At 68.4% G+C, this 24879-nt stretch carries 25 protein-coding genes, 1 tRNA gene and 1 pseudogene; 13 read left to right on the top strand and 14 right to left on the bottom strand.

Annotated features, from left to right (window positions below; translation table 11 throughout):
* Positions 1-10 precede the first annotated feature (10 nt).
* The 3 genes and pseudogenes from Leucomu_RS06615 to Leucomu_RS06605 all read right to left on the bottom strand — a co-directional run bounded on the left by Leucomu_RS06615 (position 11) and on the right by Leucomu_RS06605 (position 2894).
* Positions 11-316, bottom strand: coding sequence for a helix-turn-helix domain-containing protein (locus tag Leucomu_RS06615; RefSeq protein ID WP_128386725.1), 306 nt, complete (start codon positions 314-316; stop codon positions 11-13).
* 568 nt (positions 317-884) lie between these two features.
* Positions 885-1682 (bottom strand): annotated as a pseudogene (locus tag Leucomu_RS06610) (IS256 family transposase); the annotation flags it as partial.
* Positions 1672-2894 (bottom strand): IS3 family transposase gene (locus tag Leucomu_RS06605; RefSeq protein ID WP_128387751.1). Its coding sequence is split into 2 segments (ribosomal slippage): positions 1672-2609 and positions 2609-2894, totalling 1224 coding nucleotides; the frame shifts between segments, so codons are not numbered across the junction. The pseudogene Leucomu_RS06610 and the gene Leucomu_RS06605, both read right to left, overlap by 11 nt.
* A 300-nt stretch (positions 2895-3194) precedes the next feature.
* Between Leucomu_RS06605 and Leucomu_RS06600 the strand changes: the two genes are divergently transcribed.
* Positions 3195-4448, top strand: coding sequence for an IS256 family transposase (locus Leucomu_RS06600; RefSeq protein ID WP_228407350.1), 1254 nt, complete (start codon positions 3195-3197; stop codon positions 4446-4448).
* Here Leucomu_RS06600 and Leucomu_RS06595 read toward each other — a convergent pair.
* Together Leucomu_RS06595 and Leucomu_RS06590 are read right to left on the bottom strand one after the other, a co-directional pair.
* Positions 4439-5305: a tyrosine-type recombinase/integrase gene (locus tag Leucomu_RS06595; protein WP_128386724.1), complete on the bottom strand. Its 867-nt coding sequence runs from the start codon at positions 5303-5305 to the stop codon at positions 4439-4441. The two genes, Leucomu_RS06600 and Leucomu_RS06595, sit on opposite strands and share 10 nt — an antisense overlap.
* A gap of 89 nt (positions 5306-5394) precedes the next feature.
* Positions 5395-5769 carry a hypothetical protein gene (locus Leucomu_RS06590; RefSeq protein ID WP_128386723.1) on the bottom strand — a complete coding sequence of 125 codons (375 nt, stop codon included), beginning with the start codon at positions 5767-5769 and terminating at the stop codon, positions 5395-5397.
* 271 nt (positions 5770-6040) lie between these two features.
* On the opposite strand from Leucomu_RS06590, the gene Leucomu_RS06585 reads away from it, so the two are divergent.
* On the top strand, positions 6041-6895 hold the full coding sequence (locus Leucomu_RS06585) for an SDR family NAD(P)-dependent oxidoreductase (protein WP_128386722.1): 855 nt from the start codon (positions 6041-6043) through the stop codon (positions 6893-6895).
* A gap of 234 nt (positions 6896-7129) precedes the next feature.
* Here the strand turns inward: Leucomu_RS06585 and Leucomu_RS06580 are convergent, their stop codons facing one another.
* From Leucomu_RS06580 to Leucomu_RS06565, 4 genes are read right to left on the bottom strand one after another with little or no spacing between them, the layout of a single operon-like run.
* Entirely contained in the window at positions 7130-7891 is a 762-nt protein-coding gene (locus tag Leucomu_RS06580) for an ABC transporter permease (protein ID WP_128386721.1), read from the bottom strand.
* The gene (locus Leucomu_RS06575; protein ID WP_128386720.1) at positions 7888-8688 is read right to left on the bottom strand and encodes an ABC transporter ATP-binding protein; all 801 of its coding nucleotides are present in this window, start codon (positions 8686-8688) and stop codon (positions 7888-7890) included. The genes Leucomu_RS06580 and Leucomu_RS06575 overlap by 4 nt, the downstream gene beginning before the upstream one ends.
* A complete protein-coding gene (locus Leucomu_RS06570) occupies positions 8685-9068 on the bottom strand; it encodes a DUF1048 domain-containing protein (RefSeq protein ID WP_017884946.1) in 384 nt (127 codons plus the stop codon). The genes Leucomu_RS06575 and Leucomu_RS06570 overlap by 4 nt, the downstream gene beginning before the upstream one ends.
* On the bottom strand, positions 9065-9397 hold the full coding sequence (locus Leucomu_RS06565) for a PadR family transcriptional regulator (RefSeq protein WP_128386719.1): 333 nt from the start codon (positions 9395-9397) through the stop codon (positions 9065-9067). Before Leucomu_RS06565 ends, Leucomu_RS06570 begins: the two co-directional genes overlap by 4 nt.
* 235 nt (positions 9398-9632) lie before the next feature.
* On the opposite strand from Leucomu_RS06565, the gene Leucomu_RS06560 reads away from it, so the two are divergent.
* Complete coding sequence (locus Leucomu_RS06560) at positions 9633-10853, top strand: MFS transporter (RefSeq protein WP_128386718.1); 1221 nt, start codon at positions 9633-9635, stop codon at positions 10851-10853.
* A gap of 161 nt (positions 10854-11014) precedes the next feature.
* Here the strand turns inward: Leucomu_RS06560 and def are convergent, their stop codons facing one another.
* Positions 11015-11578, bottom strand: coding sequence for a peptide deformylase (gene def, locus Leucomu_RS06555; protein ID WP_128386717.1), 564 nt, complete (start codon positions 11576-11578; stop codon positions 11015-11017).
* 126 nt (positions 11579-11704) lie between these two features.
* Here def and orn point away from each other — a divergent pair, with 126 nt between their 5' ends.
* From orn to Leucomu_RS06540, 3 genes are all read left to right on the top strand, one after another.
* Positions 11705-12367 (top strand): oligoribonuclease, encoded by a 663-nt coding sequence (orn, locus tag Leucomu_RS06550; RefSeq protein WP_128386716.1) that lies wholly within the window; start codon positions 11705-11707, stop codon positions 12365-12367.
* A 393-nt stretch (positions 12368-12760) separates the two neighbouring features.
* Positions 12761-13675, top strand: a complete 915-nt coding sequence (locus Leucomu_RS15170) for a hypothetical protein (RefSeq protein ID WP_164884521.1) — start codon at positions 12761-12763, stop codon at positions 13673-13675.
* Complete coding sequence (locus Leucomu_RS06540) at positions 13642-15093, top strand: putative bifunctional diguanylate cyclase/phosphodiesterase (protein ID WP_164884520.1); 1452 nt, start codon at positions 13642-13644, stop codon at positions 15091-15093. The genes Leucomu_RS15170 and Leucomu_RS06540 overlap by 34 nt, the downstream gene beginning before the upstream one ends.
* 67 nt (positions 15094-15160) lie before the next feature.
* On the opposite strand, the gene Leucomu_RS06535 is transcribed toward Leucomu_RS06540, so the two are convergent.
* Positions 15161-16015, bottom strand: coding sequence for a hypothetical protein (locus Leucomu_RS06535; RefSeq protein ID WP_128386713.1), 855 nt, complete (start codon positions 16013-16015; stop codon positions 15161-15163).
* A gap of 229 nt (positions 16016-16244) precedes the next feature.
* Here Leucomu_RS06535 and Leucomu_RS06530 point away from each other — a divergent pair, with 229 nt between their 5' ends.
* Together Leucomu_RS06530 and Leucomu_RS06525 are read left to right on the top strand one after the other, a co-directional pair.
* On the top strand, positions 16245-16991 hold the full coding sequence (locus tag Leucomu_RS06530; protein ID WP_128386712.1) for a GNAT family N-acyltransferase: 747 nt from the start codon (positions 16245-16247) through the stop codon (positions 16989-16991).
* Positions 16991-17923 carry a ThiF family adenylyltransferase gene (locus tag Leucomu_RS06525; protein ID WP_017884939.1) on the top strand — a complete coding sequence of 311 codons (933 nt, stop codon included), beginning with the start codon at positions 16991-16993 and terminating at the stop codon, positions 17921-17923. The genes Leucomu_RS06530 and Leucomu_RS06525 overlap by 1 nt, the downstream gene beginning before the upstream one ends.
* 214 nt (positions 17924-18137) lie before the next feature.
* On the opposite strand, the gene Leucomu_RS06520 is transcribed toward Leucomu_RS06525, so the two are convergent.
* Positions 18138-18210: transfer RNA gene (locus Leucomu_RS06520), tRNA-His, on the bottom strand.
* Positions 18211-18550: 340 nt separating this feature from the next.
* Between Leucomu_RS06520 and Leucomu_RS06510 the strand changes: the two genes are divergently transcribed.
* Genes Leucomu_RS06510 through Leucomu_RS06500 form a run of 3 tightly spaced genes read left to right on the top strand, consistent with a single transcriptional unit; the run spans position 18551 to position 19802 of the window.
* Positions 18551-18898, top strand: coding sequence for a metallopeptidase family protein (locus Leucomu_RS06510; RefSeq protein WP_017884915.1), 348 nt, complete (start codon positions 18551-18553; stop codon positions 18896-18898).
* 14 nt (positions 18899-18912) lie between these two features.
* Entirely contained in the window at positions 18913-19206 is a 294-nt protein-coding gene (gene clpS, locus Leucomu_RS06505) for an ATP-dependent Clp protease adapter ClpS (protein WP_031290206.1), read from the top strand.
* Positions 19203-19802: a DUF2017 family protein gene (locus Leucomu_RS06500; protein ID WP_128386710.1), complete on the top strand. Its 600-nt coding sequence runs from the start codon at positions 19203-19205 to the stop codon at positions 19800-19802. The genes clpS and Leucomu_RS06500 overlap by 4 nt, the downstream gene beginning before the upstream one ends.
* 37 nt (positions 19803-19839) lie before the next feature.
* Here the strand turns inward: Leucomu_RS06500 and dinB are convergent, their stop codons facing one another.
* Complete coding sequence (gene dinB / locus Leucomu_RS06495; protein ID WP_128386709.1) at positions 19840-21090, bottom strand: DNA polymerase IV; 1251 nt, start codon at positions 21088-21090, stop codon at positions 19840-19842.
* Between the two features lie 13 nt (positions 21091-21103).
* Positions 21104-22081 carry a sugar-binding transcriptional regulator gene (locus Leucomu_RS06490; protein ID WP_128386708.1) on the bottom strand — a complete coding sequence of 326 codons (978 nt, stop codon included), beginning with the start codon at positions 22079-22081 and terminating at the stop codon, positions 21104-21106.
* Positions 22082-22189: 108 nt separating this feature from the next.
* Here Leucomu_RS06490 and Leucomu_RS06485 point away from each other — a divergent pair, with 108 nt between their 5' ends.
* A complete protein-coding gene (locus Leucomu_RS06485; protein WP_128386707.1) occupies positions 22190-23911 on the top strand; it encodes a glycerol-3-phosphate dehydrogenase/oxidase in 1722 nt (573 codons plus the stop codon).
* A gap of 123 nt (positions 23912-24034) precedes the next feature.
* Entirely contained in the window at positions 24035-24781 is a 747-nt protein-coding gene (locus Leucomu_RS06480) for an MIP/aquaporin family protein (protein WP_017884909.1), read from the top strand.
* Positions 24782-24879 lie beyond the last annotated feature (98 nt).

Genomic DNA, 24879 nt, shown 5'->3' with positions numbered 1-24879 from the left:
CAACGGCCTTCTAATCCGTTGGTCGCAGATCTTCTACCCTCGCAAGCGCGGGGGCTTTCTGTTGTGTGGGTACCGCGGCTTCGATCGGCGCCTTGCCGATTAGGTAGTCAATCGAGACCTCGAAGATCTCGCCAAGTGCGATTGCGTCCTCAAGCCCCCAGCTCCCTTTGCCGTGGATCTTGTTGTTCAGAGTGCTCGCGCTCATGGCAAGCCGCAGAGCGAGTTCCTTCTGTTGCAGACCATTGATGAAAATCAGGTGGTTCACCCGCACGGACACGATCTGCTGCAGGCTCTGCGAAAGTTTCGGCTCTCCCATAAGCCCAGAGTAGCGCGATTCTTCACCGCATTGGGCAGGATTCGATAATCCCTCTTAGTTCCACTTATCGAATCTTGTGCTACTGTCGGACCATGCCAACGTCAAACGATGACGCAGCTAGGGAACTCCGCGAACTTGCGAAGAAGGCTAGCCTCACGGGGTCGAGCCTGGCGCGCAAGGTCGGGAAGTCACCTCGTTGGGTTCAGCGTCGCTTCAACGGCGATACAAGACTCAGCGTGGACGACTACAACCTCCTTCGCAACGCGATCGAAAAGCAGTCCTGAAAACGAACGAACCCCCGGAGTTGCACCTCCGAGGGTTCGTGATATCCCAGAAAGGAACATCCATTCGTGTCTCGCAAGTATGACACGATCTCGCGCGCTGCCGAAACGCCTGGAAGCAATTTCACAGCACCCGAGATCTCCAATTCTCCCACGCCCGCCCTTGAATACGATAGATCAGGCCCCGCAACTGCCGATGACTTCGCTTCAGTTTCGGCGAAGCTGCTGACTATTCACGCACAGCACGCGGGTCTGTCCGATAAACGGTGTGTGGGATCCGGCGGTTTTCATTCGTGAGTGGTTTTCTCGAACCGTCCGGCGAAGGTGATCGCGAACGCGTTCAGCGCGGGCTTCCACCTCATCACCCAGCGTGCCCTTCCGCCGCCAGTCGGGTCAAGCGACCGCGTCACGAGGTAGAGACATTTCAGCGCGGCGGCCTCGTTGGGAAAGTGCCCCCGAGCTCTCACGGCGCGCCGATAGCGAGCGTTGATTGACTCGATCGCGTTGGTCGTGCAGATCACCCGCCGGATCTCGACGTCATACTCGAGGAACGGCACGAACTCCGCCCAGCTGTTCTTCCAGAGCTGCACGATCGCCGGATACCGTCCGCCCCACTCGGCGGCGAACTCCTCGAACCGATCCTTCGCCGCCTGCTCCGACGGGGCCGTGTAGACGGGTTTGAGGGAACGGACGATCGCGTCGCGGTGTTGCCGCCCGGCGTAGCGGAAGCTGTTGCGGATCAGATGGACGATGCACTGCTGGACGACCGTTTGCTCCCAAGTGGTGTTGATCGCCTCCGGGAGACCCTTCAGCCCGTCGCAGACCGCGATGAGCACGTCCTCGACACCCCGGTTCTTCAGCTCGGTGAACACCTGCAGCCAGAACCTCGCACCCTCCTGACCGTCACCGGCCCAGATGCCGAGGATGTCGCGTTCCCCGTTCACGGTGACGCCCATCACGACATAGAACGGGGTGTTCCTCACCTGCCCGTCACGGACCTTCACCACGATCGCGTCGACGAAGATCACCGGGTAGAGTGAATTGGCCTGGTTTGAGTTCCGACCGGTTTTCCTGTCAACCTGTCGGTGACAGAAGTTCCTCGGCCTCAGTATAGTAGGCCTGCTCGACCTCGATCGGGGTACGCATATCGAGCTCCCCGTGAAGGCGCTCATGGTTCCACCACCACACGTATTCGAGGGTCGCGAGTTCGACCTGCTCAACCGTCCGCCAGGGGCCCTGCTGTCGGATCAGTTCGGTCTTGTAGAGGTTGTTGACCGCCTCAGCCATGGCATTGTCAAAACTGTCGCCGACCGTCCCGGTCGAGGGCACTGCTCCGAGTTCCGCAATGCGATCCGTATAGACCATGGCGGTGTAATTCGACCCGTGATCGGCGTGATGGATCAGGCCATCGAGCCTGCCGCCCGATTGCCACGCAGCCATATCGAGTGCCTGCATCGGCAGAACCTCAGATTTCAGCGTCGCAGCGACATTCCAGCCCACGATTCTGCGCGAGTACACGTCAGTGACGAACGCGACATAGGCGAACCCAGACCAGGTGGCGACGTAGGTCACGTCGCACACCCAGAGCTTGCGCGGCCCGTCAGCGGCGAATCTCCGGTTGACGAGATCGGCAGGCAGTGCCGCCGTTTTGTTAGGGCGTGTGGTGAACACGCGCTTTGATTTCCGTACCCCGCGCACGCCGGCGAGCCGCATCAGACGCTCGGTCTGGTCGCGGCCGATCTTCCACCCCTCACGCTTCAGCAGGGCATGCATCTTCCGGCGCCCGTACACGCCATAGTGCTTCGCGTGGAGCCGCCGGATCTCAGGGAGGAGCAACTCGTCGCGCAGCTGCCTGGCTGAGGCCGACCGGGCTTTCGCGGCCCGGTATCCGCGGGAGGTGAGGAACCCACGAACTGCCGCACGCAGCGTACGACAGAGGAACTCGACCCCGAAACGATCACGGTACTCGTCGATGAATCTGATCATTTCGTTCGTGGCCGGTCGAGTTCCTTCGCGAAAAACACGCTCGCGGCTTTGAGTACCTCGTTGGCCTTACGGAGCTCGCTCACCTCGCGGCGTAACCGCCGGTTCTCCTGGGCCATATCGATCGAGGTGCCAGGCTTCGCGCCGGTATCGATGTCGTAGCGGCGCTGCCACACGCGCAGCGTCTCCGGGCTCACTCCGAGGAGCCCACCGACGTGTCGGCAGGCCGCGGTCAGCGACTCGTGCTCGGGACGGGCTTCGGCGAGCATCCGAAGTGCGCGCTGGCGAAGTTCAGGGTCATATTTGCTTGGCATCGTAGTTCCATCCTTGTATAAAGATCGGAACTCAAACCAGGCCAATTCAGTCAGCGTCTCGTCACCGGTGTTGGTTACGACCAGCCGGTAGGGGACGGTGTCACCCGCGTATCGTGTCGGATAGTCGTCCACGTTCTGCGCGTCATGCCAGCCGCCGTCGGAATCTTGCACGTACTTCTTGATCGAGATCGAGTTCACAGCCGCGATCGGGACTGTCTGAATAATGGTGTGTGAGGGTCCGGCCTGATCCGAAAGGAGATGGCCGTGGCTGACACGACCACTGTCGTTGTTGACGACGAGATGATTGATCCCGTGACCGGGGAGATCATCGATCAGAAAGAACTCGCAGAACGCTTGCTCGCGCAGGCGAAGGAGCAGGGCGTGAGCCTGACGGGGCCGGGCGGCCTGCTCAGCCAGCTCACGAAGAACGTCCTCGAGACCGCGCTGAATGCCGAGTTGACCGAGCACCTCGGCCACGAGCACGGCGGGACCCCAATCGGCGAGAACATGCGTAACGGGACGCGGGTCAAGACGGTGCTGACAGAGATCGGCCCCGTCGAGATCGAAGTCCCGCGAGATCGAGACGGGTCGTTCGAGCCGGTGATCGTCCCCAAGCGGAAACGCCGACTGGACGGCATCGATCAGATCGTTCTGTCCCTTTCCGCTCGGGGGTTGACGACCGGTGAGATCGCTGCGCATTTCGACGAGGTCTATGGGGCGAAGGTCTCCAAGGACACGATCAGCCGGATCACCGAGAAGGTCGCCGGGGAACTCGCCGAATGGTCGAGCAGGCCGTTGGATGCGCTCTACCCGGTGATCTTCGTCGACGCGATCGTGGTGAAGGTCCGTGACGGGCAGGTGAGGAACACCCCGTTCTATGTCGTGATGGGCGTCACCGTGAACGGGGAACGCGACATCCTCGGCATCTGGGCCGGTGACGGTCAGGAGGGTGCGAGGTTCTGGCTGCAGGTGTTCACCGAGCTGAAGAACCGGGGTGTCGAGGACGTGCTCATCGCGGTCTGCGACGGGCTGAAGGGTCTCCCGGAGGCGATCAACACCACTTGGGAGCAAACGGTCGTCCAGCAGTGCATCGTCCATCTGATCCGCAACAGCTTCCGCTACGCCGGGCGGCAACACCGCGACGCGATCGTCCGTTCCCTCAAACCCGTCTACACGGCCCCGTCGGAGCAGGCGGCGAAGGATCGGTTCGAGGAGTTCGCCGCCGAGTGGGGCGGACGGTATCCGGCGATCGTGCAGCTCTGGAAGAACAGCTGGGCGGAGTTCGTGCCGTTCCTCGAGTATGACGTCGAGATCCGGCGGGTGATCTGCACGACCAACGCGATCGAGTCAATCAACGCTCGCTATCGGCGCGCCGTGAGAGCTCGGGGGCACTTTCCCAACGAGGCCGCCGCGCTGAAATGTCTCTACCTCGTGACGCGGTCGCTTGACCCGACTGGCGGCGGAAGGGCACGCTGGGTGATGAGGTGGAAGCCCGCGCTGAACGCGTTCGCGATCACCTTCGCCGGACGGTTCGAGAAAACCACTCACGAATGAAAACCGCCGGATCCCACACACCGTTTATCGGACAGACCCCACGGGAGGGTTCGTTGCCATGTGTCGATCGAGGAGTCGGACACTCGGCGATAGCGAGAGAGGCTTTGGAGGTCAGAATGACGCATGCCGGCGGCGATCACTTCGGTTGGTGCTCCGGCTTCGCCGAGCTCCGTGGCATACCACGCTCTGAGATTGTGCGGGCGGTGTCCGACGATGCCGGCTCGACGCATGGCATCGCTGAGAACTCTCGAGACATTGTTGGCGGTGACGTGGCCATTGCCACTTGGGGACGGGAACCAGAGTTCGGCCCGAGGGTACTTCTGCGCCTCCTCCCACACGAGTGGGTGCATTGGGCGCCACACCTCTTTCCCACCCTTGCCTTCGGCAGAGAGGATCCGACGACGCTCCCAGTCGATACTTCGACCGCCATGCACTGCTGCGATCTCGACGGCCCGATAGGACTGATAGGCATAGAGCAGGACGTACATGCGGGTCTTCGCATAGATGCCGGAGTTGATGAGCAGTTCGAGGTCGACCGTTTCGACTGGGTTCGCTTCAGCTTTAATGACGCGTACTCGCGGGAGTCGCACCGCGGGATTGTCAAGGCGGAATCCTTCATCCTGCACCCAGGTCCAGAAGCCGTGGAAAAGGCTCCTGTACCGCTGTCGAGTGGCGGGCATGAGGTTGTCTCGTCCGAGGTCCACGATGAGGTCGTGTCGTGTCATCGAGAGGATGCTCTTGCCAGTGCGGCGCAGTGTCGCGCGAAGGCTTATGGTGTGCTCTTTGATGGTCCGCTTACGATATCCGCATGCGGTGGCAAAGGTTGCCCAGTAGGCTAGGATAGCCTCGTCGTCCATGTCTTCATTGTCTCCTGATTTGATTGGCACACGTCACTGAGTGAAATCGGAGACTAGCGAATAATGCCAATGAGGGTTTTTCGATAGGATCAGGAGTTTTGCTCCAGGAAGAGGTCTCGCATGGCATCCGCTATTGCGCATGAGCGCTCGAGCTGTCGGCGACCTTCGCCATAGTCCTCGCGCGCAGCGGCGCGGAACGCAGCAGCGTGCACGAGATCCCGAAGCGCGGCGAGGCGGACTCGCGACCGCTCGCGACGTTGGAAGTCGCTTTCGCAGCAGCCGAGGCCGGGGCACGCTTCGTCACCCCTGCCACCGCAACGCTGGCATATCTCGAGTTCGTCGCCCCAACCGCGGTCGAGCCCGGATCCGCAGCAGGCGATACACCAGTGCCGTCCGGCGGCGAGTTCGGCGACGGGGTCGCCAGCAACGTACCGGTCATTGCCGCAATCGATGACGGTCGCCACGATCAAGCCTTCGCAGCGAACCCGAGGTCGGCGGAGCGCAGACGGGGAGCGTCATAGATGCTGATCACCGGCGCGATTCGGTCACTCGAACCTGCAACCATATAATCCGTCGGTCGCAGGTTCGAATCCTGCCGGGGGCACTCACCGCTCCGCTTCGACGCGCACCGGCCGGGCGCCCCGAACCATGCCGATACACCCGCCGGAGGCCCGCTGGAACACGCACGGCTCGCTCGTTAGGCTGAAGGAAGCAGCGCGAGGTGAGGAGCGGGCGATGAGCGAGAGTCGAGTAGCGGTGGTCACCGGGGCGGCGAGAGGGATCGGCCGCGCCTCCGCGGTCGCACTCGCCAGAGCCGGGTACCGCATCGCGGGCGCAGACATCGCGGCGCCCGCCAGTTCCGCGATGGACTACGAGCCCGCGACGCCCGGCGATCTCGCCGAGACCGGTCGGCTCGTCGAGGAGGCCGGCGCCGAGTGGCTGCCGGTCGTCTTCGATCAGCGCGACAGGCGCGCCGTCCGCGAGGGCTTCGCGCAGGTCGCGGATCGGTTCGGCGGCGTCGACGTGGTGTTCGCCAACGCCGGGATCCAGGGGTTCGCCCCGCTGCTCGAGATGAGCGACGAGCTCTGGGACGACCAGATCGACATCAACCTCACCGGCACCGCGAACGTGCTGCGCGCGGCCGCGCCCCTGCTCGTGGAGCGCGGCGGCGGGCGCATCATCATCACCTCATCGACTCAGGGCCAGCACGGCACCCTCGACGGCTCCGGGTACTCGGCGTCGAAGTGGGGGCTGCTCGGCCTCATGAAGTCTGCCGCGCTGGAGCTCGGGCGGTACAGGATCACCGTGAACGCAGTGATCCCCGGCCTGATCGATACGAAGCTCACGCGGCACGAGGATCGCTACGCGCAGATCATCCGCAGCGGCGGCAACGAGCCGAGCGGCGACGTGGGGCAGGACGAACGGGCGGCAGCGGCGGCGCAGCGCAAGAAGCTGCCCCTGGGGGTGCCGTGGGTGGAAGCCGACGACGTTGCCCCGCTCGTCGTGTTCCTCGCGTCGGAGGAGGCCCGCATGGTCAGCGGCACGAGCTTCGCCGCGACGGGCGGCGACAGCGCCAACGTCACCGCGTGACGGGGCGCGCCGAGGCGGCGCGAATCGAGGCGGGGCGTGCGAACAGGATCCCGGTGCGTAGCCCGGGTCCGGCGGAGCCGGGCTCGGGAGCCGAGTCGTGCCAGCTGCATCCCGACGGATGGTCGAAAAGGGCACCGCCGAGGCGCGAGCCGAGCGCTTTTCGACCACTCGCGCCGGTCGCCGCGGCGCGGGCCACGCGACGCGCGACGCGCGTGCCGCCCCGCGCGCGGGCGCCTAGCCTGCCCGACGCCGGTACAGCACGATCGAAGCACCCGCCGCGGCGACGAGGATCCCAGCGCACCAGGCGAGCGCCACCCAGATCTCGCCGCTCACGGGCTGCTGCGCGAGCAGCCCGCGGATCGCGTCCACGATCGACGTCACCGGCTGGTGCTCGGCGAAGAACCGCACCGGCGCGGGCATGGTGCCGGTCGGCACGAAGGCGGAGCTGACGAAGGGCAGGAAGATCAGCGGATACGAGAAGGCGACCGCCCCGTCGAGGCTCTTCGCCGCGAGGCCGGGGATCACCGCGATCCAGGTGAGCGCGAGCGTGAACAGCACCAGGATCCCGAGCACCGCGAGCCACTCCCCGACTCCCGCGCCGCTCCCGAACCCCACGAGCAGCGCGGCGGCCACGACGACCGCGAGCGAGACGAGGTTCGCGACGAGCGAGGTCAGCACGTGCGCCCAGAGCACCGACGAGCGTGCGATCGGCATCGACTGGAAGCGCTCGAAGATGCCGGTGTTGAGGTCTTGGAACAGGCGCATCGCGGTGTAGGAGACGCCCGACGCGACCGTGATGAGCAGGATGCCGGGCAGCATGTAGTCGACGTAGGGGGTGGCTCCGGTGTCGATCGCCCCGCCGAGCACGAGGACGAACATCAGCATGATCGCGATCGGCATCACGGCGGTGGTGATGAGGGTGTCGGGGCTGCGCAGCACGTGGCGCAGCAGCCTCGCGTGCAGCACACCGGTGTCGTGGATCAGGTAGCGGTTCACCGTTCCTCTTCTCGGCTGCCGGCCCCGATGACCGCCAGGAACACCTCTTCGAGCGAGGGCTGCTTCTCGACGTACTCGACGCGAGCCGGCGGCAGCAGCTCCTTCAGCTCTTGCAGGGTGCCGTTCGCGATGATCCGGCCCCGATGCAGGATCGCGATGCGATCCGCGAGCTGCTCGGCCTCCTCGAGGTACTGCGTGGTGAGCAGCACCGTCGTGCCTCCGCGGGCGAGCTCGCGCACGGCCTGCCAGACCTCGAGCCGGGCCTCGGGATCGAGCCCGGTCGTCGGCTCGTCGAGCAGGATCACCTCGGGGTCGCCGATCAGGCTCATCGCGAGGTCGAGGCGCCGCCGCATGCCGCCGGAGTACGACGAGGCCCGCCGACCCCCCGCCTCGGTGAGCGAGAAGCGCCGCAGCAGCTCGCGCGCCGCGCGCTCGGGATCCGGCAGGTGCCGCAGCCGCGCCATCAGCACGAGGTTCTCGAGCCCGGTGAGCACGCCGTCGACCGCGGTGAACTGCCCGGTCAGGCTGATCGCGCGGCGCACCTCGGCGGGCCGGCTCGACACGTCGAAGCCGGCGACAGAGGCCTCGCCGGAGTCGGCGCGCAGCAGGGTGGTGAGGATCCGCACGAGCGTGGTCTTGCCCGCGCCGTTCGAGCCGAGGAGCGCGCAGATCGCGCCCCGTTCGACGGCGAGGTCGACGCCCCGCAGCACCTCCACCGCGCCGAACGACCGGGTGATCCCGCTCATGCGGATCGCGGGGGCCGGGGGCGCCTGGGAGGCCCGTGCGGCGGCGCTCATGGCCTCCGACCTCCGTCGACATCGTCGGCGCCGTCGAGCGCGTCGATCGCCGCCGCGAGCCGGCGCCGCTCCTTGTTGATCCACTGCCCCTCCGAGTAGTTCGCGAGGAAGGTCTCGGCGAACGCGACCGGATCGTCGCCGACGACGGCGCGCACCGGGGTGCCGTCTGCTGCGGCCTGCTCGAAGAGGTCTGCGAGGTCCTCGGTCATGCGCACCAGCACCTCCCCCTTCGATACGGCGCCGAAGTGCATGAGGTAGCGCTCGACCGCTTGGGTGGCCGTGCGGTAGTCGGCTGGCAGCGTCTTGATGCGCGCCTGGCACTCGCGCCAGCGGCGCTTCTCGCCGAGGTCGCCGAGGATGGTGTCGAGGAATGTACTCATGAGGCTGCTCCCTGTCGAAGTTGGATGATGCGATCGGAGAGGAAGCCCCACGACTCCCAGAACTCGTCGAGGTAGGCACCGCCCCGCGCATTGAGGGAGTACACCTTGCGCGGCGGGCCCTTCTCGGACGGGGTCTTGGCGACGGCGACGAGACCTCGCTGCTCGATGCGCACGAGCAGGGCGTAGACGGTTCCCTCGGCGATGTCGGCGAAGCCGAGCTCTTGGAGCCGCGCGCGGATCTGGTAGCCGTAGCTCGGCTGCCCGGAGATGATGGCGAGCACGATGCCCTCCAGCACGCCCTTCAGCATCTCAGTCATCTGCCGCGCCACGGCCCCGCCTCTCACTACATAGCATTACTGGGTACCACTACACCGTAACGCTAAGTAGCGGTCCCCGCAACCAGGCTGGCGCCGCGCCGCTCGCGCGAGGACGGCCCGCACCCCGCGAGTGGTCGAAAGATGCCCCGCCTCCGCGAGCGGCGAGCGCTGATCGACCACTCGCGCGGGCACAGCCCGCGGGCCGCGCAGGCCGGGCGCTCCGAGGGCGGGCGGGTAGGATCGTCGGATGCGCGACACCACCCGGCCCCGACTCCCCTTCGAGGTCTGGGCCCTCGTCGCGGGCGGCTTCACGGTCGCGCTCGGCTACGGCGTCGTCGCGCCCGCGATCCCGCAGTTCGCGCTCGAGTTCGGCGTCTCGGCGTTCGCGGCGTCGGCCATCGTGAGCGCCTTCGCACTCATGCGCCTGCTCTCGGCACCGCTGGCGGGCTGGGTGGTCGGCCGATTCGGCGAGCGGCGCACCTACACGGTCGGCATCCTCATCGTGGCGCTCTCGACAGGAGCCGCGGCATTCGCGGCCGACTACACGCAGTTCGTGGTGCTGCGCGGCCTCGGCGGGGTCGGCTCGACCATGTTCACGGTCGCGGCCACGGCACTGCTCGTCAAGGTGAGCCCGCCCGACGCGCGCGGCCGCGTCGCGAGCCTCAACGCGGCGGGCTTTCTGCTGGGTGGCCTGCTCGGGCCCGTGTTCGGTGGCATCGTGGCGAGCTTCGGGCTGCGCGCACCGTTCGTGTTCTACTTCGCGACGCTGCTCGCCGCGGCGACGGTCGTGGCGGTTGCGCTGCGCCGTTCCCGGGCAGCGGGCGCCCCGGTGCCGCTGAGCGGCGCGGAGGCGGAGGCCGGCTCGGCGCTGCGGCTCGGCGAGGCCCTGCGGGTGCCGCAGTACCGCGCGCTGCTGCTGTCGGTGTTCGCGTTCGGGTGGGCGTCGTACGGAGTGCGAGTCTCGGTGCTGCCGATCCTCGTCGCGGTCGCGTTCGGCGGCGACGCGACGGTCGCCGCCTGGGTGCTCGCCGCGTACGCCGCCGGCAACGCGATCCTCATCTTCCCCTCGGGCCGCTGGAACGACACCCTGGGCCGCAAACCCGTGCTCATCACGGGCATGGCGGTGCTCGCGGTCACCTACGCAGCGGTGCCCGCCTCCCCCGGGGTCTGGACGGCGGCGGCCGTGATGTTCGTCGCGGGTGCGGGATCGGCGCTCGTCAATCCGGGCCAGCAGGCGGTGCTCGCCGACGTGCTGGCGCAGCGCCGGGGCGGGCAGGTGGTCGCGGGCTACTCGATGATGAGCGATCTGGGCGGCGTGCTCGGGCCCGCCGTCGCGGGCGCCGTAGTCGACCTCGCGGGCTTCGGCTGGGCGTTCGGGATCACGGCGGCGCTGCTCGTCGCAGCGTCGATCGCGTGGTCGCTGATCCCGGACTCCCGCGGCCTCGCCCCCGCGGATTCGGCCCGCTGAAGCGGTCCGCCCAGCTCCACCCCCTGCAGAATCGCGGAGTCCCGTATCGGCGGGTTCACGCCGCGGGACGCGGCGATCCGGGCCTCCGCGTCTTCCGAGAGAGCGCGCAGCAGCGAACTCGCGGGGCTCGGCGCCGGACGTCGGGCCGCGAGGGCGGGCGCTCAGCCTTCGAGGTCGTCGAGGCCCGGCAGCCAGCTCAGGCCGGGGCGGCCCCAGCCGTTCCTGCGCTGCGCCTTCTGCGCCCCGCGGTTCTCGGGGTGCACCAGCCGGTCGACGTACAGCAGGCCGTCGAGATGGTCGAACTCGTGCTGCAGGATACGCGCGAACCACCCGCTCGCCCTCACCTCGAACGGCTTGCCGTCGATGTCGTGCGCGCGCAGCAGCGCGCGCGGCGAACGACGCAGGGCGAAGCGCTCGCCGGGGAACGACAGGCAGCCCTCGACCTCGTCCTCGCCGGGCAGGCCGGGCTCGATCGGCGCGATCCACAGCTCGGGGTTCACGGCGACGCCCTCGGCGGGCGCCTCGTCCTGGTCGTCGTACATCCACACGAAGATCCGCTTGCCGACGCCCACCTGCGGGGCGGCGAGGCCGACGCCCGGCGCGGCCACGGTCGTCTCGAACATGTCGTCGACGAGCGTGCGGAGGCCGGCATCGAACTCGGTGACGGGGGCCGCGGGACGATGGAGCACGGGTTCGCCGGAGATCACGATGGGAAGAACTGCCATGTGCACCAGTGTAGGGGCGGGCTGCACGGCGCCGGCGGTAGACTGGTGCGGTTCGGGATCGGCGATCCCGAACCGCACAGAGCAGCCAGCTACGAGCAATTACGCATCGGGGAACGAGGAACGACCGTGTCGAACGTGCCAGCGGATCAGATCGTCTGGATCGACTGCGAGATGACCGGTCTCGACGTGGATCAGGACGGTCTGTGCGAGATCGCGGTCATCGTGACCGACTTCGAACTGACGCCCCTCGACCCCGGTTTCGAGGCGATCATCAACCCGGGCGCCGAGGCGCTGGCGCGGATGAACGACTTCGTGCGCAAGATGCACACCGAGTCGGGCCTGCTGCCCCGCATCGAGAACGGCCTCTCGCTCGAGCAGGCCGAGCAGCAGGTGCTCGACTACCTGCGCGGGCTCGTCACGCCCGGCCGTCGCCCGCTCGTCGCGGGCAACACGATCGGCATGGACCGCCGCTTCATCTCGAAGTACCTGCCGGGGCTCGACGAGCGACTGCACTACCGCAGCATCGACGTCTCCACGATCAAGGAGTTGAGCCGCCGCTGGTATCCGGCCGCCTACTTCGGCGCTCCCGAGAAGCGCGGCGGCCACCGCGCGCTCGCCGACATCGCCGAGTCGATCCAGGAGCTGGCCTACTTCCGCAGCACCGTGATGGTCGCGGGGCCCGGCCCCGACAAGGCCGCGTCCGAGGCCCTCGCGCAGACCGCGAGCGCGCGGTATGCCCCCATCCTCGACGGCCTGCAGCAGCAGTCCGAGGGCGTCGTCGAGCCCTGAGCCCGGCTCGCCTCCGCCCCGTCGCCGCACGCTTCGAAGCGCCGGATCGGCGGGGGCGTCCCTCCGCGTGCGAACAGGGGTGAGCGTGGCGTCCTTCTCTCGCCAGGCGCAAGACGCCGTCTCAGTAATCGACACCTGCTGACGAAACGGCGGCGCGGCCGCATTCCCCTCGCCGACCCGCCCGCGTGACACTCCGTCGCAGCGGCGAACCCCAGATTCTCGAGGCCCCCGCAGAACACAGGCGATCACCGGCCTCGCGACGCGAAACGCCGTTCGCGGGCCTGCGGAAAGCACTCCCCTCGCGCGCTCCGCGTGCCATGATTGACCTTGCGAAACCGCAGCGGCCGCGTCTCGACAGCCGCGTGGAGTGTGCGGACATCAAGAGGAGGGCCAGTGTTCAGGCTCATGGATACGACGAGGCGGGGCAATCTCTTCGCCGCCCCCTTCGTCGTATTGGCTCTGGCCGTCATCGGCTACGGCGTCTACCGCCTGATCGGCTCGGTGCCCGAGTCCTGGACGCTCGTGCTCACCGTCATCGCGAGCGTGATCATCTGCGGTCCGCTCCAGCTGCACGTGGGCCGCTCCCCCGGCTTCCCTCTCGTCGGCGTCGCGATCGCGATGCTCGCGATGCCGCCGATGGAGGAGCTCACCCTGCTCAACGTGTCCATCTGGGCGACGGGTCTGCTGATCTCGCAGACGTTCATGCGTCGCAACCTGGTGCACGCGCTCTATCTGACCGGCCTGAGCTCGGTCGCGGCCCTCGCCTTCGTTCTGGTCCAGGCCGCGCTGATCGACCTCGGGGTGTGGCTGCCGCTCGACTTCCTCGCCGCGACCGCCGTCTACTACGCACTGTTCCTGCTCGGCGAGTTCGCCCGGCAGTGGAGTGGCGCCGACCCGGATCGCAGCGTGCGCCTCTCCACGATCGACCCCCTGCGGCTCGGACTGGTCGTACTCGTCGTCGCCGCGACGGCGACCGCCATGGCCTACTTCGACTCCGAGGTCATCCCCTGGCTCGAGCAGGATCCCACGGCCGACCTCACGCCGCTCATCGTGCTGCTCGCGGCCTCGCTCTTCTACATGTTCGCGCAGCGCACCCGGTTCGCGGGCATCGAACGCCGACTCAGCGCGCTCGTGGAAGCGGCCGTCGAGCTGCCCCGCGTCACCGCCGAGGGCGGGCTCGCCCCGGCCCTGCTGAGCCGGGTGCAGACCATCGTGCAGGCCAAGCAGGTGGAGCTGCGCGACGGGGCCCCGAGCGCAATGAGATCGGCGCACCGGTGCAGCTCGAGTTCGGGCGGGAGCAGTATGTGATCGCGTCGCAGAAGGCCGGCGGCGCCCCGTTCGAACGCGAGGACGAGCGCGCCCTCGTCACCCTCGCCCACGTGGCGAGCGAGACGGCCCGCGCTCATCACGAGGTCGAGACCCTCGAGCGTCGGGCGAACAGCGACGCCCTGACGGGGCTGCCGAACTACGGGGCCTTCCAGAGGGCACTCACCGACGCCAACGAGAACCGCTCCTACCACGAGGGCATCGCGCTGCTCTTCATCGACCTCGACAACTTCAAGAAGCTCAACGACAGCCACGGCCACCGCACGGGCGACGAGCTGCTCAAGGCCGTCGCCGCGCGGCTGCGCGAGGAGGCGGGCGGCGGAGACTTCGTCTCGCGCGTCGGCGGAGACGAGTTCGTCATCATCTTCTCGGACCTCGACAATCTGGAGCAGGCGAAGGCGTCGGCCGACCGGATCATCGAGGCCGTCGCCCAGCCGCTCATCATCGAGGGGCATCACGTGCGCCCCGCCCTCAGCGCCGGGCTCGCGTTCTCGGGCCACCGCGAACTCGACGCACAGGCTCTCGTCGAGGACGCCGACCGTGCGATGCTGCACGTCAAGCGCTCGCGGCGCCGGGGCGGGCCGGCCTCGGGCAGCGGCGTGAGCGTCTCCTCCCACCGATCGACGCGCACCAACGAGATCGTCGCGCGGGCGATCCGCGAGGATCGGCTGCTCGTCGCCTTTCAGCCCATCGTGAGCCTCGATCGCGGCGAGATCTGGGCGTTCGAGGCGCTCGTGCGATACGTCGATCCCGAGATCGGCCCCATCTCGCCGCCCTCGCTCGTCGCACGCGCCAAGAGCCTCGGTCTCATGAACGAGCTCACGAGGCAGGTCATCACCAAGGCACTCCACGCGGCCGACGAGTTCCACCGCGTCGAGCCGGGCATCAGGTGCATGACCATCAATCTCGAGCTCGGCCAGATCACGGAGGCCGAGCTCGGGCCGTTCGTGCGCAATGCGGCCCGCACGCACCCCGATATCTCGCTCTGCGTCGAGCTTAACGAGCGCTCGCTCCACGCGGTCACCGACGAGCTGCGGCGCGACGCCGAGGTGCTGCAGGCGGCCGGCGTGGTCATCGCGCTCGACGACTACGGCTCCGACGCCTCATCGGTGGGCGCACTCGTGCACTTCCCCATGAACATCCTCAAGATCGACAAGAGCCTCATCGACGATCTCAACGATGCGCGGCAGCGCGAGGTCATCAAGGCGCTGCAGGGCTTCGGCGACAACCTCGGGTACACGGTGATCGTCGAGGGCGTGGAGACGCACGAGATGGCCGAGGTGCTCACGGGTCTCGGCGTGCGCAGCGCGCAGGGCTACCACTTCGGCCGTCCGCTCTCGTTCGAGCAGGCGATGAAGCGCCTGCGCCGCTCGGGGGCGGGTGCCATCGTCGACGCGTAGCGGATCGGGTTCGGGATCCGGATTCCGACCTCATCCGGCGCCACCCCCCTCGATGACAGGCCTCGGTTCAGTACCCCGAGTCGGGATCCGGGTCGGGAGTGACGTCGATGCCGCCGCTGAGCCGCGCGACGGCCTCCTGCACGTTGAAGTCGGGGTCGGGCTCGATGAAGGCGTCGACCACGCCCACGAAGGCGAGCGCGGCCACCGACCAGGTCTCGTCGCCGCGATCGGTGACGAAGTCGAAGTGGGACTCGACGAGGGCGGGCACCGTTGCACGCACGATCCCGAGCCCCTCGATGACCGAGGCCGCGGCGACGACGAACGGCTGGTAGTCACCGTGGAACTGGGGCTTCAGGCGGTACCCGACGGTGGGAAGCACGTTGCGGTAGAAGCTCTCCATGGTCTCGACGAAGGCGAGTTCGCTCGCCCTGAGCGCGTCGATCACCCGCGTGCGGGTCGCCGCGTGAGGCCACGACATGATCGTCGTGGAGAGCGCGGCGTAGGTGCGCCACTTGTTCGAGGCGGTCACCACGTCGAAGTTGTACTGCGCGGCGGTGCGAATGATGTCGATGAGCACCCTGCGGCGCCCCTCGCCCGACCGCAATTCGTCGACCCGCATGCTGAGGTGCTGCCAAGTGCTCAGCAGTGTCTGCGAGTCGGCGTGATCATCGCGGGCCTGATTCGCCAGTTCGCAGAACAGGTCGGCGAGGAACGCGTCGGGGGTCGGCCACACCCGCGAGAACTGCTTGGCGGTCACTCCCGCCTCCGACGAGAGCTGCTCGATGAGCGCGCCGCTCAGCCCCAGGGAGAGGCCCACGGACTCCACGTGACGGGTCGCGCTGACCAGCACCCTGGTGCGCACATCGTCGGCACCCGACACGGTCGACGGCCCGGTCGCCTCGCTCCGACTGTCCTCAGGCACGACGGCCCCCTCTCTCCGACTTCGCAGTCGCTTCATCGTACCAATTTGGGCGGCCTCATCACGGCTTTTCATGGCCGCGTCTTCCACGACGATGCGGTCGCATAGGGCAGAATAGAACCTCGACCGGGCCGTTCGAGTTCGGAGTCCGGGGGAAGCATGAGCGGGTCGTCGCGGTTGGGGCGGAGCAGCACACAGGAGGTCCTGACCATTGTCACGCATTGATCGCACGGTGACGAATCACGCAGTGATCCCCGTCGTCGCCTCGGCGCTGTTCGCCGAGAACACCGGCGCGCGGCTGGCCTGCGGCGTGATCGCCGCCGACGGAGCGCCCCTGCCCGGCCTGGAGGCGGAGTACGCGGCGCACTTCCAACTGCGCAGACGGGTGTACGTCGACCAGACCGGCCAGCTCGACGCGAGCGAGCTGCAGCCGGACGGCACCGACCGCGACGCCGACGACGCCCGCTCGATCACCTTCGGCGTGTTCGAGAACCACCGCTCGGGCGTACGGGTGCTCGGGGTGTCGCGCCTCATCATCCGCGGCGAGCAGGAGCTGCCGGTCGAGGAGTTCTGCCCCGACTCGTTCGCGCCGGGCGAGCTGACCCCGAAGAGCGTCGAGGTCTCGCGCGTCATCGCGCGCCACGAGTCGGCCGCGGTGCAGGATCTCGTGCAGTGGCACCTGTTCGCGGTCATGCTCGCGTACGTCGCGAACCATCGCCTCGAGCGCACCTTCGCGATCATCGAGCCCTGGCTGGAGCGCCACCTCAGGAGCATCATCGCGATCGCGGCGATCGGCGAGCCGCGCTACGTCGAGCACTACCTCGACTACAACGTGCCCATCGAGATCGACATCCCCGCCTCCGCCCGGCTGGCGAACGCCCGGGAGGGCGGTGTCGTCGACCGGTACCGCGCCGCGGAGCCGGCGATGAGCTTCTTCGGCCGCGTCGCAGGCGGCTCCTGCCGCGAGCAGGCCGCCTGATGAGGAGCATCTCCTCCCCCGAGTTCGCCCGGAACTACGGTTTCTGGAGCGAGCTGGAGCAGCGAGCGCTCATGGAGGCGCGGGTCGCGATCGCGGGAGTGGGCGGCGACGGGTTCCAGCTGGGCCTCAAGCTCGCCCGCATGGGGGTGTCGAAGTTCAGCATCGCGGATCCCGAGGTGTTCGAGCCCGAGAACGTCAACCGGGTGGAGGGCGCCACCACCTCGTCGTTCGGGCGTCGCAAGGCCGAGGTGTTCCGGGAGCGCGTGCTCGACATCAACCCCGACAGCGAGGTCGAGGTCTTCCTCGACGGTGTGACCGCCGAGAACATCGATCCGTTCATGCGGGGCGCCTCGCTGGTGCTCGACGAGTCGGAGCTCACGAAGCCCGAGATCGGCACGCTCATCGCGCGTCGCGCTCGGGCGCAGGGCATCCCGGATCTGCTCGTGATGAACGTGGGCTTCGCCGCGCAGGTGACCTCGTTCGCGCCGCGGTCGCCGTGGACGTTCGAGCGCTTCATGGGCTTCACCGCCGACACGCCGCTCGACGAGATCGCCGAGACGGGTGTCGATCTCTCGCGCTGCCTGCCGTACATCCCGGGATACACCGATCTGCGATCGCTGCAGGCCGTGACCGGAGAGGGCGGGGCGGCCCCAGCACCGCTCCCCTCCATCTCGATCGGCGTCGACGCCGCGTCGGCCATCGGCAGCGCTCAGGCGTTCCTGCACCTGACCGCGGGAGTCGCGAACCGTCGCCGCTCGCCGGTCTGGGCCCCGCGCATCGCATACACCGACGCCTACGCGCTGCGCACGCGCATCGTGCGCGCCGGACGGCCGTCCCACGTGCGGCACCTGCTGCTGGCCGCGGCACGGCAGCGGGTCGGCCTCAACCCGCGCGCCGACTACACGCTCGCGGACATCGCCCGCCGATCCTGACCCCGCCGACCGACCGGCGATGGCGGGGCGGGCGCGCCGCCCGTGCCGCCCGTTCCGGTCGACTGCGCCCGTGCCGCTCGACCGCGTCCCTGGCGGTCGGCTGCGGCAGCGACCGCGACCTCGTGAGACGGTGTCGCCCCGGGAATGGGCGATAGCCTCAGCACACGCGCCACAAACACAAAAACCCCTGACGAACAGGGGTTCTTGTGATCCGGGTGGCTAACGGGACTTGAACCCGCGACCACCGGCACCACAAGCCGGTGCTCTACCAACTGAGCTATAGCCACCATACTGACCGCGCTCACCGGGGCGAACGAGGCAACCCCACGATCATAGCCCATAGCGCCCCCTCTTCGCCAAACCGACGCACCGATCGACGCTCGGGCACCCCGAACCCCGCACAGCGGGTGCGCGAGCGTCGATCGGTGCGGCACGACGCGGTAGGGATCGGTGCGGAGCGGTGCGGTGCGGGAGGCGGTGCGGAGCGGCACGGAGGCGGCGCCGGGATCCGCCCACGAGGCCCCGGGATCCGCGACGCGGGACACCGGGATCCCCACATCGGGCGCCGAGACCCGCCGCGCACGAATCTCCCACGCGCGGGTCAGCGCTTCTGTGCAGGGTGAAAACATGCTCGAGATGTCGCATGAGGAGTTCGAATCGATGGTCGCCGACGGCCTCGATTCGCTGCACGACGACATGCTCGAGCAGCTCGACAACGTGATCTTCCTGGTCGAGGATCGGCCGATCGACGGCAGCGACATCCTCGGCGTGTACGAGGGGTTCTCGCTCGCCGAGCGAGGCGTGTACGGCTACGGCGAGGAGCCCGACCGCATTATCCTGTTCCGTGAGAACCTGCTGCAGCACTGCGGCGACCGAGACGAACTCGTGCAGGAGATCCGCGTCACCCTCGTGCACGAGATCGCGCACTTCTACGGCATCACCGAGCAGCGCATCCACGAACTCGGGTGGGGTTGACCCCGGTGGTCACAATGGGCGCGACGAGCACCGGAGCCGAGCGGCGGGAGGCCCAACAGGTCGCCGCCGAGCCCGTGTGGCAGACGGTGGTGTGGGACGACCCGGTGAACCTGATGTCGTACGTGGCGTACGTCTTCCAGACGCACTTCGGCTTCGATCGGGATCATGCCGAGGAGTTGATGCTGCGAGTGCACCATCGAGGCAGCGCCGTCGTCGCCGAGGGCGGCCGCGAGGCGATGGAGATGCACGTGGAGGCGATGCACGGGTACGGGCTGTGGGCCACGGTGAGACAGGCGGGCGACGCATGAGACTGCTGCCGCTGCAGGAGGGCGGGCTGCGGCTGCTGCTGGAGCACGACGAGGCCGCGATGCTGGATCAGCTGGTGACACAGCTGATCCACCTGCTGCAGAGCCACAGCAGCACCGCGCTCGACCCGGATCCGCTGTTCGCGAGCCTCGAGGTGGGCGGGTCCGACGAGGCTCCCGACGATCCGGCTCTCGCGCGGCTCTTCCCCGACGCGTACGAGGACGACGACGACGCCGGCGCGTTCCGCCGGGTCACCGAGCAAGGCCTGCTCAACCGCAAGCTGCAGGACGCGATGCAGCTGACCTCGGCGCTCGGCCTCGGCGGCATGCCCCACGAGGAGCGCACGGTGGAGGTCGACATTCCCGCCGCAGAACTTCCGGCCTGGGCGCGCACGCTGACCGCGCTGCGGCTCGCGATCGCCGCGCGTATCGGCCTCGACACCGCGGGCGATCACGCCTCGCTGCTCGACGAGGACGAGACGCGGGGCACCGTCATGGTGTTCGACTGGCTCGCCGCGATCCTCGAGTCGGTGCTGGCGATCATGGCGGCCGATCCCGGCGACGCCGAGCACGACGACACCGACGACGACCCGTTCTGACGACTCGAGTCGATGCGGACCGGCGCGTCCCCGCCCCCTAGTCGGGCGCCTGCAGCGCACGCGGGTCGACGACCTCGCCCCGCTCCTCGAGCAGGCTCGCGGGCCGCACGCCGGCGGCGCCGAAACGGCCCCGCACCTCGTCGACGGCCTGGTCCACTGCGCGCCAGTCGTCGTCCTCGCTCCACAGCGCCGCGATGTCGCTGCCCGCGGCGAGCAGCTGCTCGGCCCGCACCCCGATGAGCCGCACGGGGCGGCCCGCCGCCCCGAGGCCCTCGAAGAGTTCGACGGCGGTGCGGTAGATGCGCTGCGACGAGTTCGTGGCCTCGGGCAGCGTGCGGGAGCGGGTGACGGTGTCGAAGTTCTCCCACCGCACCTTGATGGAGACGGTGCGGGCCTCGGCTCCGGCGGCGCGCAGCCGCTCGCCCGTCCGCGTCGCGAGCCTCAGCAGCTCGCGCTGCAGGGTGCCGGTGTCGCGCACGTCGGTGGCGAACGTCTCCTCGTGCCCGATGCTCTTCTCCGCACGGGAGGTCTCGATGCGTCTCGCGTCGCGGCCGTTCGCGAGTTCGTGCAGGCGACGGGCGTTCGCCGCGCCGACGACCCGTTCGAGGGAGTACAGCGGCTCGCGGGCGAGGTCGCCGACCGTGTGGATGGCGCGGGCCTGCAGGGCTCTCGACGTGGCGCGCCCCACACCCCACATCGCCTCGATCGGCAGCGGGTGCAGGAACTCGAGGGTGCGCGCGGGCGGGATCTCGAGCACGCCGTCGGGTTTGGCGCGCTGCGATGCGAGCTTCGCCACGAACTTGGTGCCGGCGAGACCGACGGAGGCCGGAAGGCCGGTGCGTTCCCGTACCCGCTGACGCAGCTGACGGGCGATCTCGGCCGGCTCGCCGAACAGGCGCACGGACCCTGCGACGTCGAGAAAGGCCTCGTCGATGCTGAGGGGTTCGACGAGCGGCGTGAACTCCTCGAAGACCGCCATGACCTGCCGGGAGGCGCGGCGGTACTTCTCGAATGTCGGGGCGACGAGGATCAGCTGGGGGCAGAGCTGCTTGGCCCGGGCGACGGGCATCGCGGATCGCACGCCGAACCGCCGGGCCTCGTAGCTCGCGCTCGACACCACGGATCGGGCGGTGTCGTGCGCCGCGGCGACGGGGAGTCCGCGCAGTTCGGGCCGGTCGAGCAGTTCGACCGACACGAAGAACGAGTCCATGTCGACGTGCAGGATCGACGCGGTGCTCCGAGCGCCGCCGGGCCGCCCCGAGCCCGTGTCGCCCGCTCCCCCGCTCATGCCCGTCATCCTCTCACGAGCCCGCGCTGTCGGCGGCGAGCACCTGCCGGGCGAGCCGTTCGTCGACGACGAGGTCGGTGATGATGCCCGCGGCGAGGGCGCCGCGCAGGCTGTCGCGCTTCGCCGCCCCCGATACGACGCAGAGCCGCTGCGGGATGCGCCGCACCACGTCGAAGCGGGGCCCGCTGGAGCGCTCATTCATCGCGATCCCGTCGGTGCCGCCGTCGGCCCGGTAGAAGACCGTGGCGCAGTCGCCCACGACGCTCTGATCGACGAGTGAGCGCAGATCGTCGTTGCCGAGGTATCCGCCGGAGTAGATGTGCGATCTGGGGTCGCCGATGCGGGAGCCGAGGCCGAACACGAAGAGGTTGACCGCGGCCTGCAGGTCGATCACGCGGCTCACGGCGCGCTCGCGCCAGAGCGCGGTACGGGTGGTCGGGTCGTCGAAGATGGCGGGCACCGGGAACTCGTAGACCTCTGCCGAGAAGGCGCCCGCGAAGCCGCCGAGCAGTCCGGTCGCATAGGAAACCCCGGTGGTGCGGCCGTTCGCCGCGCCGTTCATCTGCACGACGCGGGTCTCGGCGGTGGGCTTGCGTGGCAGGCTGCGCGCGACCGCGCTGGTGGTGGATCCCCACGCCACTCCGATGGTGGTGCGCGGCGCGACCGCGGCCGCGATGAGCTGCGCGGCGGCCTGGGCCGTGCGCTCCAGGCGCTCGTTCTCCGACTGCCGCTCCGACCCCGGCACGACGTGCGCCGTGATCCCGAACCGCTCCGAGAAGCGCTGCTCGATGCGGGAGCGAGCCTCCTGCGGGGAATGGATGCGGATCTCGACGAGGCCCGTCGCGCGGGCGTGCGTGAGCAGGCGGGAGACGGAGGATCGCGAGACGCTCAGGCCTTCGGCGATCGCCTCCATCGTGAGGTTCTGCTGGTAGTAGAGCTGCGCCGCTCGCAGCGCGTCGCGCGTTTTCGCAGGACTCTGCCGTTCGGCCATGTCGTCACGCCTCCGATCCGTCACCATTCTGCACATATGTGCAAGTACTTTGCAATTCAGTTCAGAAGTGGAGCATTCTGGCCGAAACAGTCTCGAAAGGTTCTGGAAATGAACGAGCGCTCAGCTTCAACCCGCCCCTCGGTCGAGCAGCTTCGGGCCCGCCCCCATGCCGACGTGCTCATCATCGGCGGCGGCATCAACGGCATCGCCACCTTCCGCGATCTCGCTCTGCAGGGCATCGACGTCGCCCTCGTCGAACGGGGCGACTTCGTTTCGGGCGCTTCGTCGGCTTCGAGCCACATGGTGCACGGCGGCATCCGCTACCTCGAGAACGGCGAGTTCCGCCTTGTGAAGGAGTCGGTCGCCGAGCGCAACCGGCTCGTGCGCAACGCCCCCCACTACGTGCGCCCACTCAAGACCACGATCCCGATCTATTCCACCTTCTCGGGGATCCTCTCGGCGCCCTTCCGCCTCCTCGTCACGCACGGACGCGGCAAGCCGAACGAGCGCGGCGCGGCGCTCATCAAGATCGGCCTGATGATCTACGACACCTTCTCGCGCGGGGGCGGCCGGGTGCCCCGCCACCGCTTCCTCGGCAAGACCCAGTCGCTCAAGGAGCTACCGCAGCTCAACCCCGACCTCAAGTACACCGCCACCTACTACGACGCCTCGATGCACGACCCCGAGCGCCTCGCGCTCGACGTGCTGAACGACGGCCTGCTCGCGGGCGGCGACCGCGCCCGCGCGGCGAACTACCTGCCGGCCGTCGGCAGCGCCGAGAACGGCGTGCGGCTGCGCGACGAGATCACGGGCGAGGAGTTCGACTTCTCGGCCCGCCTCATCCTCAACACGAGCGGCCCCTGGACCGACATCACCAACGAGACCCTCGGCGACACCACCCGCTACATGGGCGGCACGAAGGGCTCCCACATCGTGCTCGACCACCCCGAGCTGCTCGCCGCCACCGGCGGGCGCGAGATCTTCTTCGAGCACTCCGACGGGCGCATCGTGCTCATCTACCCGCTCAAGAACCGCGTGCTCGTCGGCACCACCGACATCGACGCGGATCCCGCGAAGCCGGTCGTCTGCACCGAGGAGGAGGTCGACTACTTCTTCGACCTCGTGCACCACGTCTTCCCGAAGATCGCGGTCGACCGCTCCCACATCGTCTACTCCTTCTCGGGCATCCGTCCGCTGCCCCGCCACGACGACACCGCCCCCGGCTTCGTCTCGCGCGACTACCGCATCGTCGCCACCGACCACCGCTCCACGCCCGTGCTCAGCCTCGTCGGCGGCAAATGGACCACGTTCCGCGCCCTCGCCGAGCACCTCACCAACGAGGCGATGGCGCAGCTCGGCAAGCAGCGCCGCGTGAGCACCGAGAAGCTCGCCGTCGGCGGCGGCGACGGCTATCCCGTCGACGCGGCCTCCCGCCTGCGCTGGCTCGCCGCGCACTCGGACGGACGCGATCGCGGCCGCGTCGCCGTGCTGCTCGACCGCTACGGCACCCGCGCCACCGAGGTGCTCGCCGCAACGCCCGAGCAAGATCCCGAACTGCCCGAGCTGCCCGGCTACACCGCCGCGGAGCTCGAGCATCTCGCCACCACCGAGCAGGTCGTGCACCTCGACGATCTGCTGCTGCGCCGCACCTCGATCGCCTTCGTCGGCGGGCTCACCGAGGAGCGCGTGCGCGCCGCGGCCGAGGCGATCGCTCCCGCTCTGGGCTGGAATGAGGGTACGATCGCGGCAGAGGTGGATCGCACGATCGAACTGCTGCGTGAAGCACATCGCATCGATGCTTCGAAGGGAGGCTCATTCATCGCCGGGTGAGCGATCCGCTTCCCCATCGGGCCGGAAGCCCCGGCTCTCGCAATTCACTTCTTTCTCTCACAACCTCCGCGACGCCGCAGTGGCGACGGGAGATGCACATCTGAAAGGTCAATGGAGACAACTATGGACGTTAATCTCGGACTGTACTTCCTCTCCGAAATGGTCGGCACGGGCCTGCTCGTGCTGCTCGGCTGCGGCGTCGTCGCGAACGTCGCCCTCGCGAAGACGAAGGGCAACGCCGGCGGGTTCCTGATGGTGAACTGGGGCTGGGGCCTCGCGGTCTTCGCCGGTGTGCTGGCCTCGGCCTACTCCGGCGCGATCCTGAACCCCGCCGTCGGCATCGGCCTGCTCATCGCCGGCACCATCGACGCACCGATGTTCTTCGTGGCGTTCGCCGCCGAGATGGTCGGCGCGATCATCGGCGCGATCCTCTGCTGGGCCGCCTACAAGCAGCACTTCGACGACGAGCCCGAGGCGGCGAACAAGCTCGGGGTGTTCTCGACCGGCCCCGCGATCCGCTCCTACGGCGCCAACTTCGTCACCGAGGTCATCGCGACCTTCGTGCTGGTGTTCATCATCCTCGCGTTCGCCGACTACGGCGACGTCAACGTCGGCGTGCCCGGCGGCCTCGGCCCGCTGACCGCCCTCCCCGTCGCCCTGCTCGTCGTCGGCATCGGCGCCTCCCTCGGTGGTCCCACCGGATACGCCATCAACCCCGCCCGTGACCTCGGCCCCCGCATCGCGCACGCGATCCTGCCGATCAAGGGCAAGGGCAGCAGCGACTGGGGCTACGCCTGGGTGCCGGTCGCGGGCCCGCTCGTCGGCGGCGCGATCGCGGCCTTCGCAGCGCCCGCTCTGCTCTCGCTGTAAGCACCACCCGGGCCGGGGCGGCTGCCCCGGCCCGCATAGCACCGATCTCAACGGAGGGGCCGGCCGCGGAGGCCCGCGGCCGGCCCCTCCTCACACCA

This window comes from Leucobacter muris (assembly GCF_004028235.1).
Classification (GTDB): domain Bacteria; phylum Actinomycetota; class Actinomycetes; order Actinomycetales; family Microbacteriaceae; genus Leucobacter; species Leucobacter muris.
Note: the sequence above shows the minus strand (reverse complement) of the source record. Positions and strands in the feature narration are given on the sequence as shown.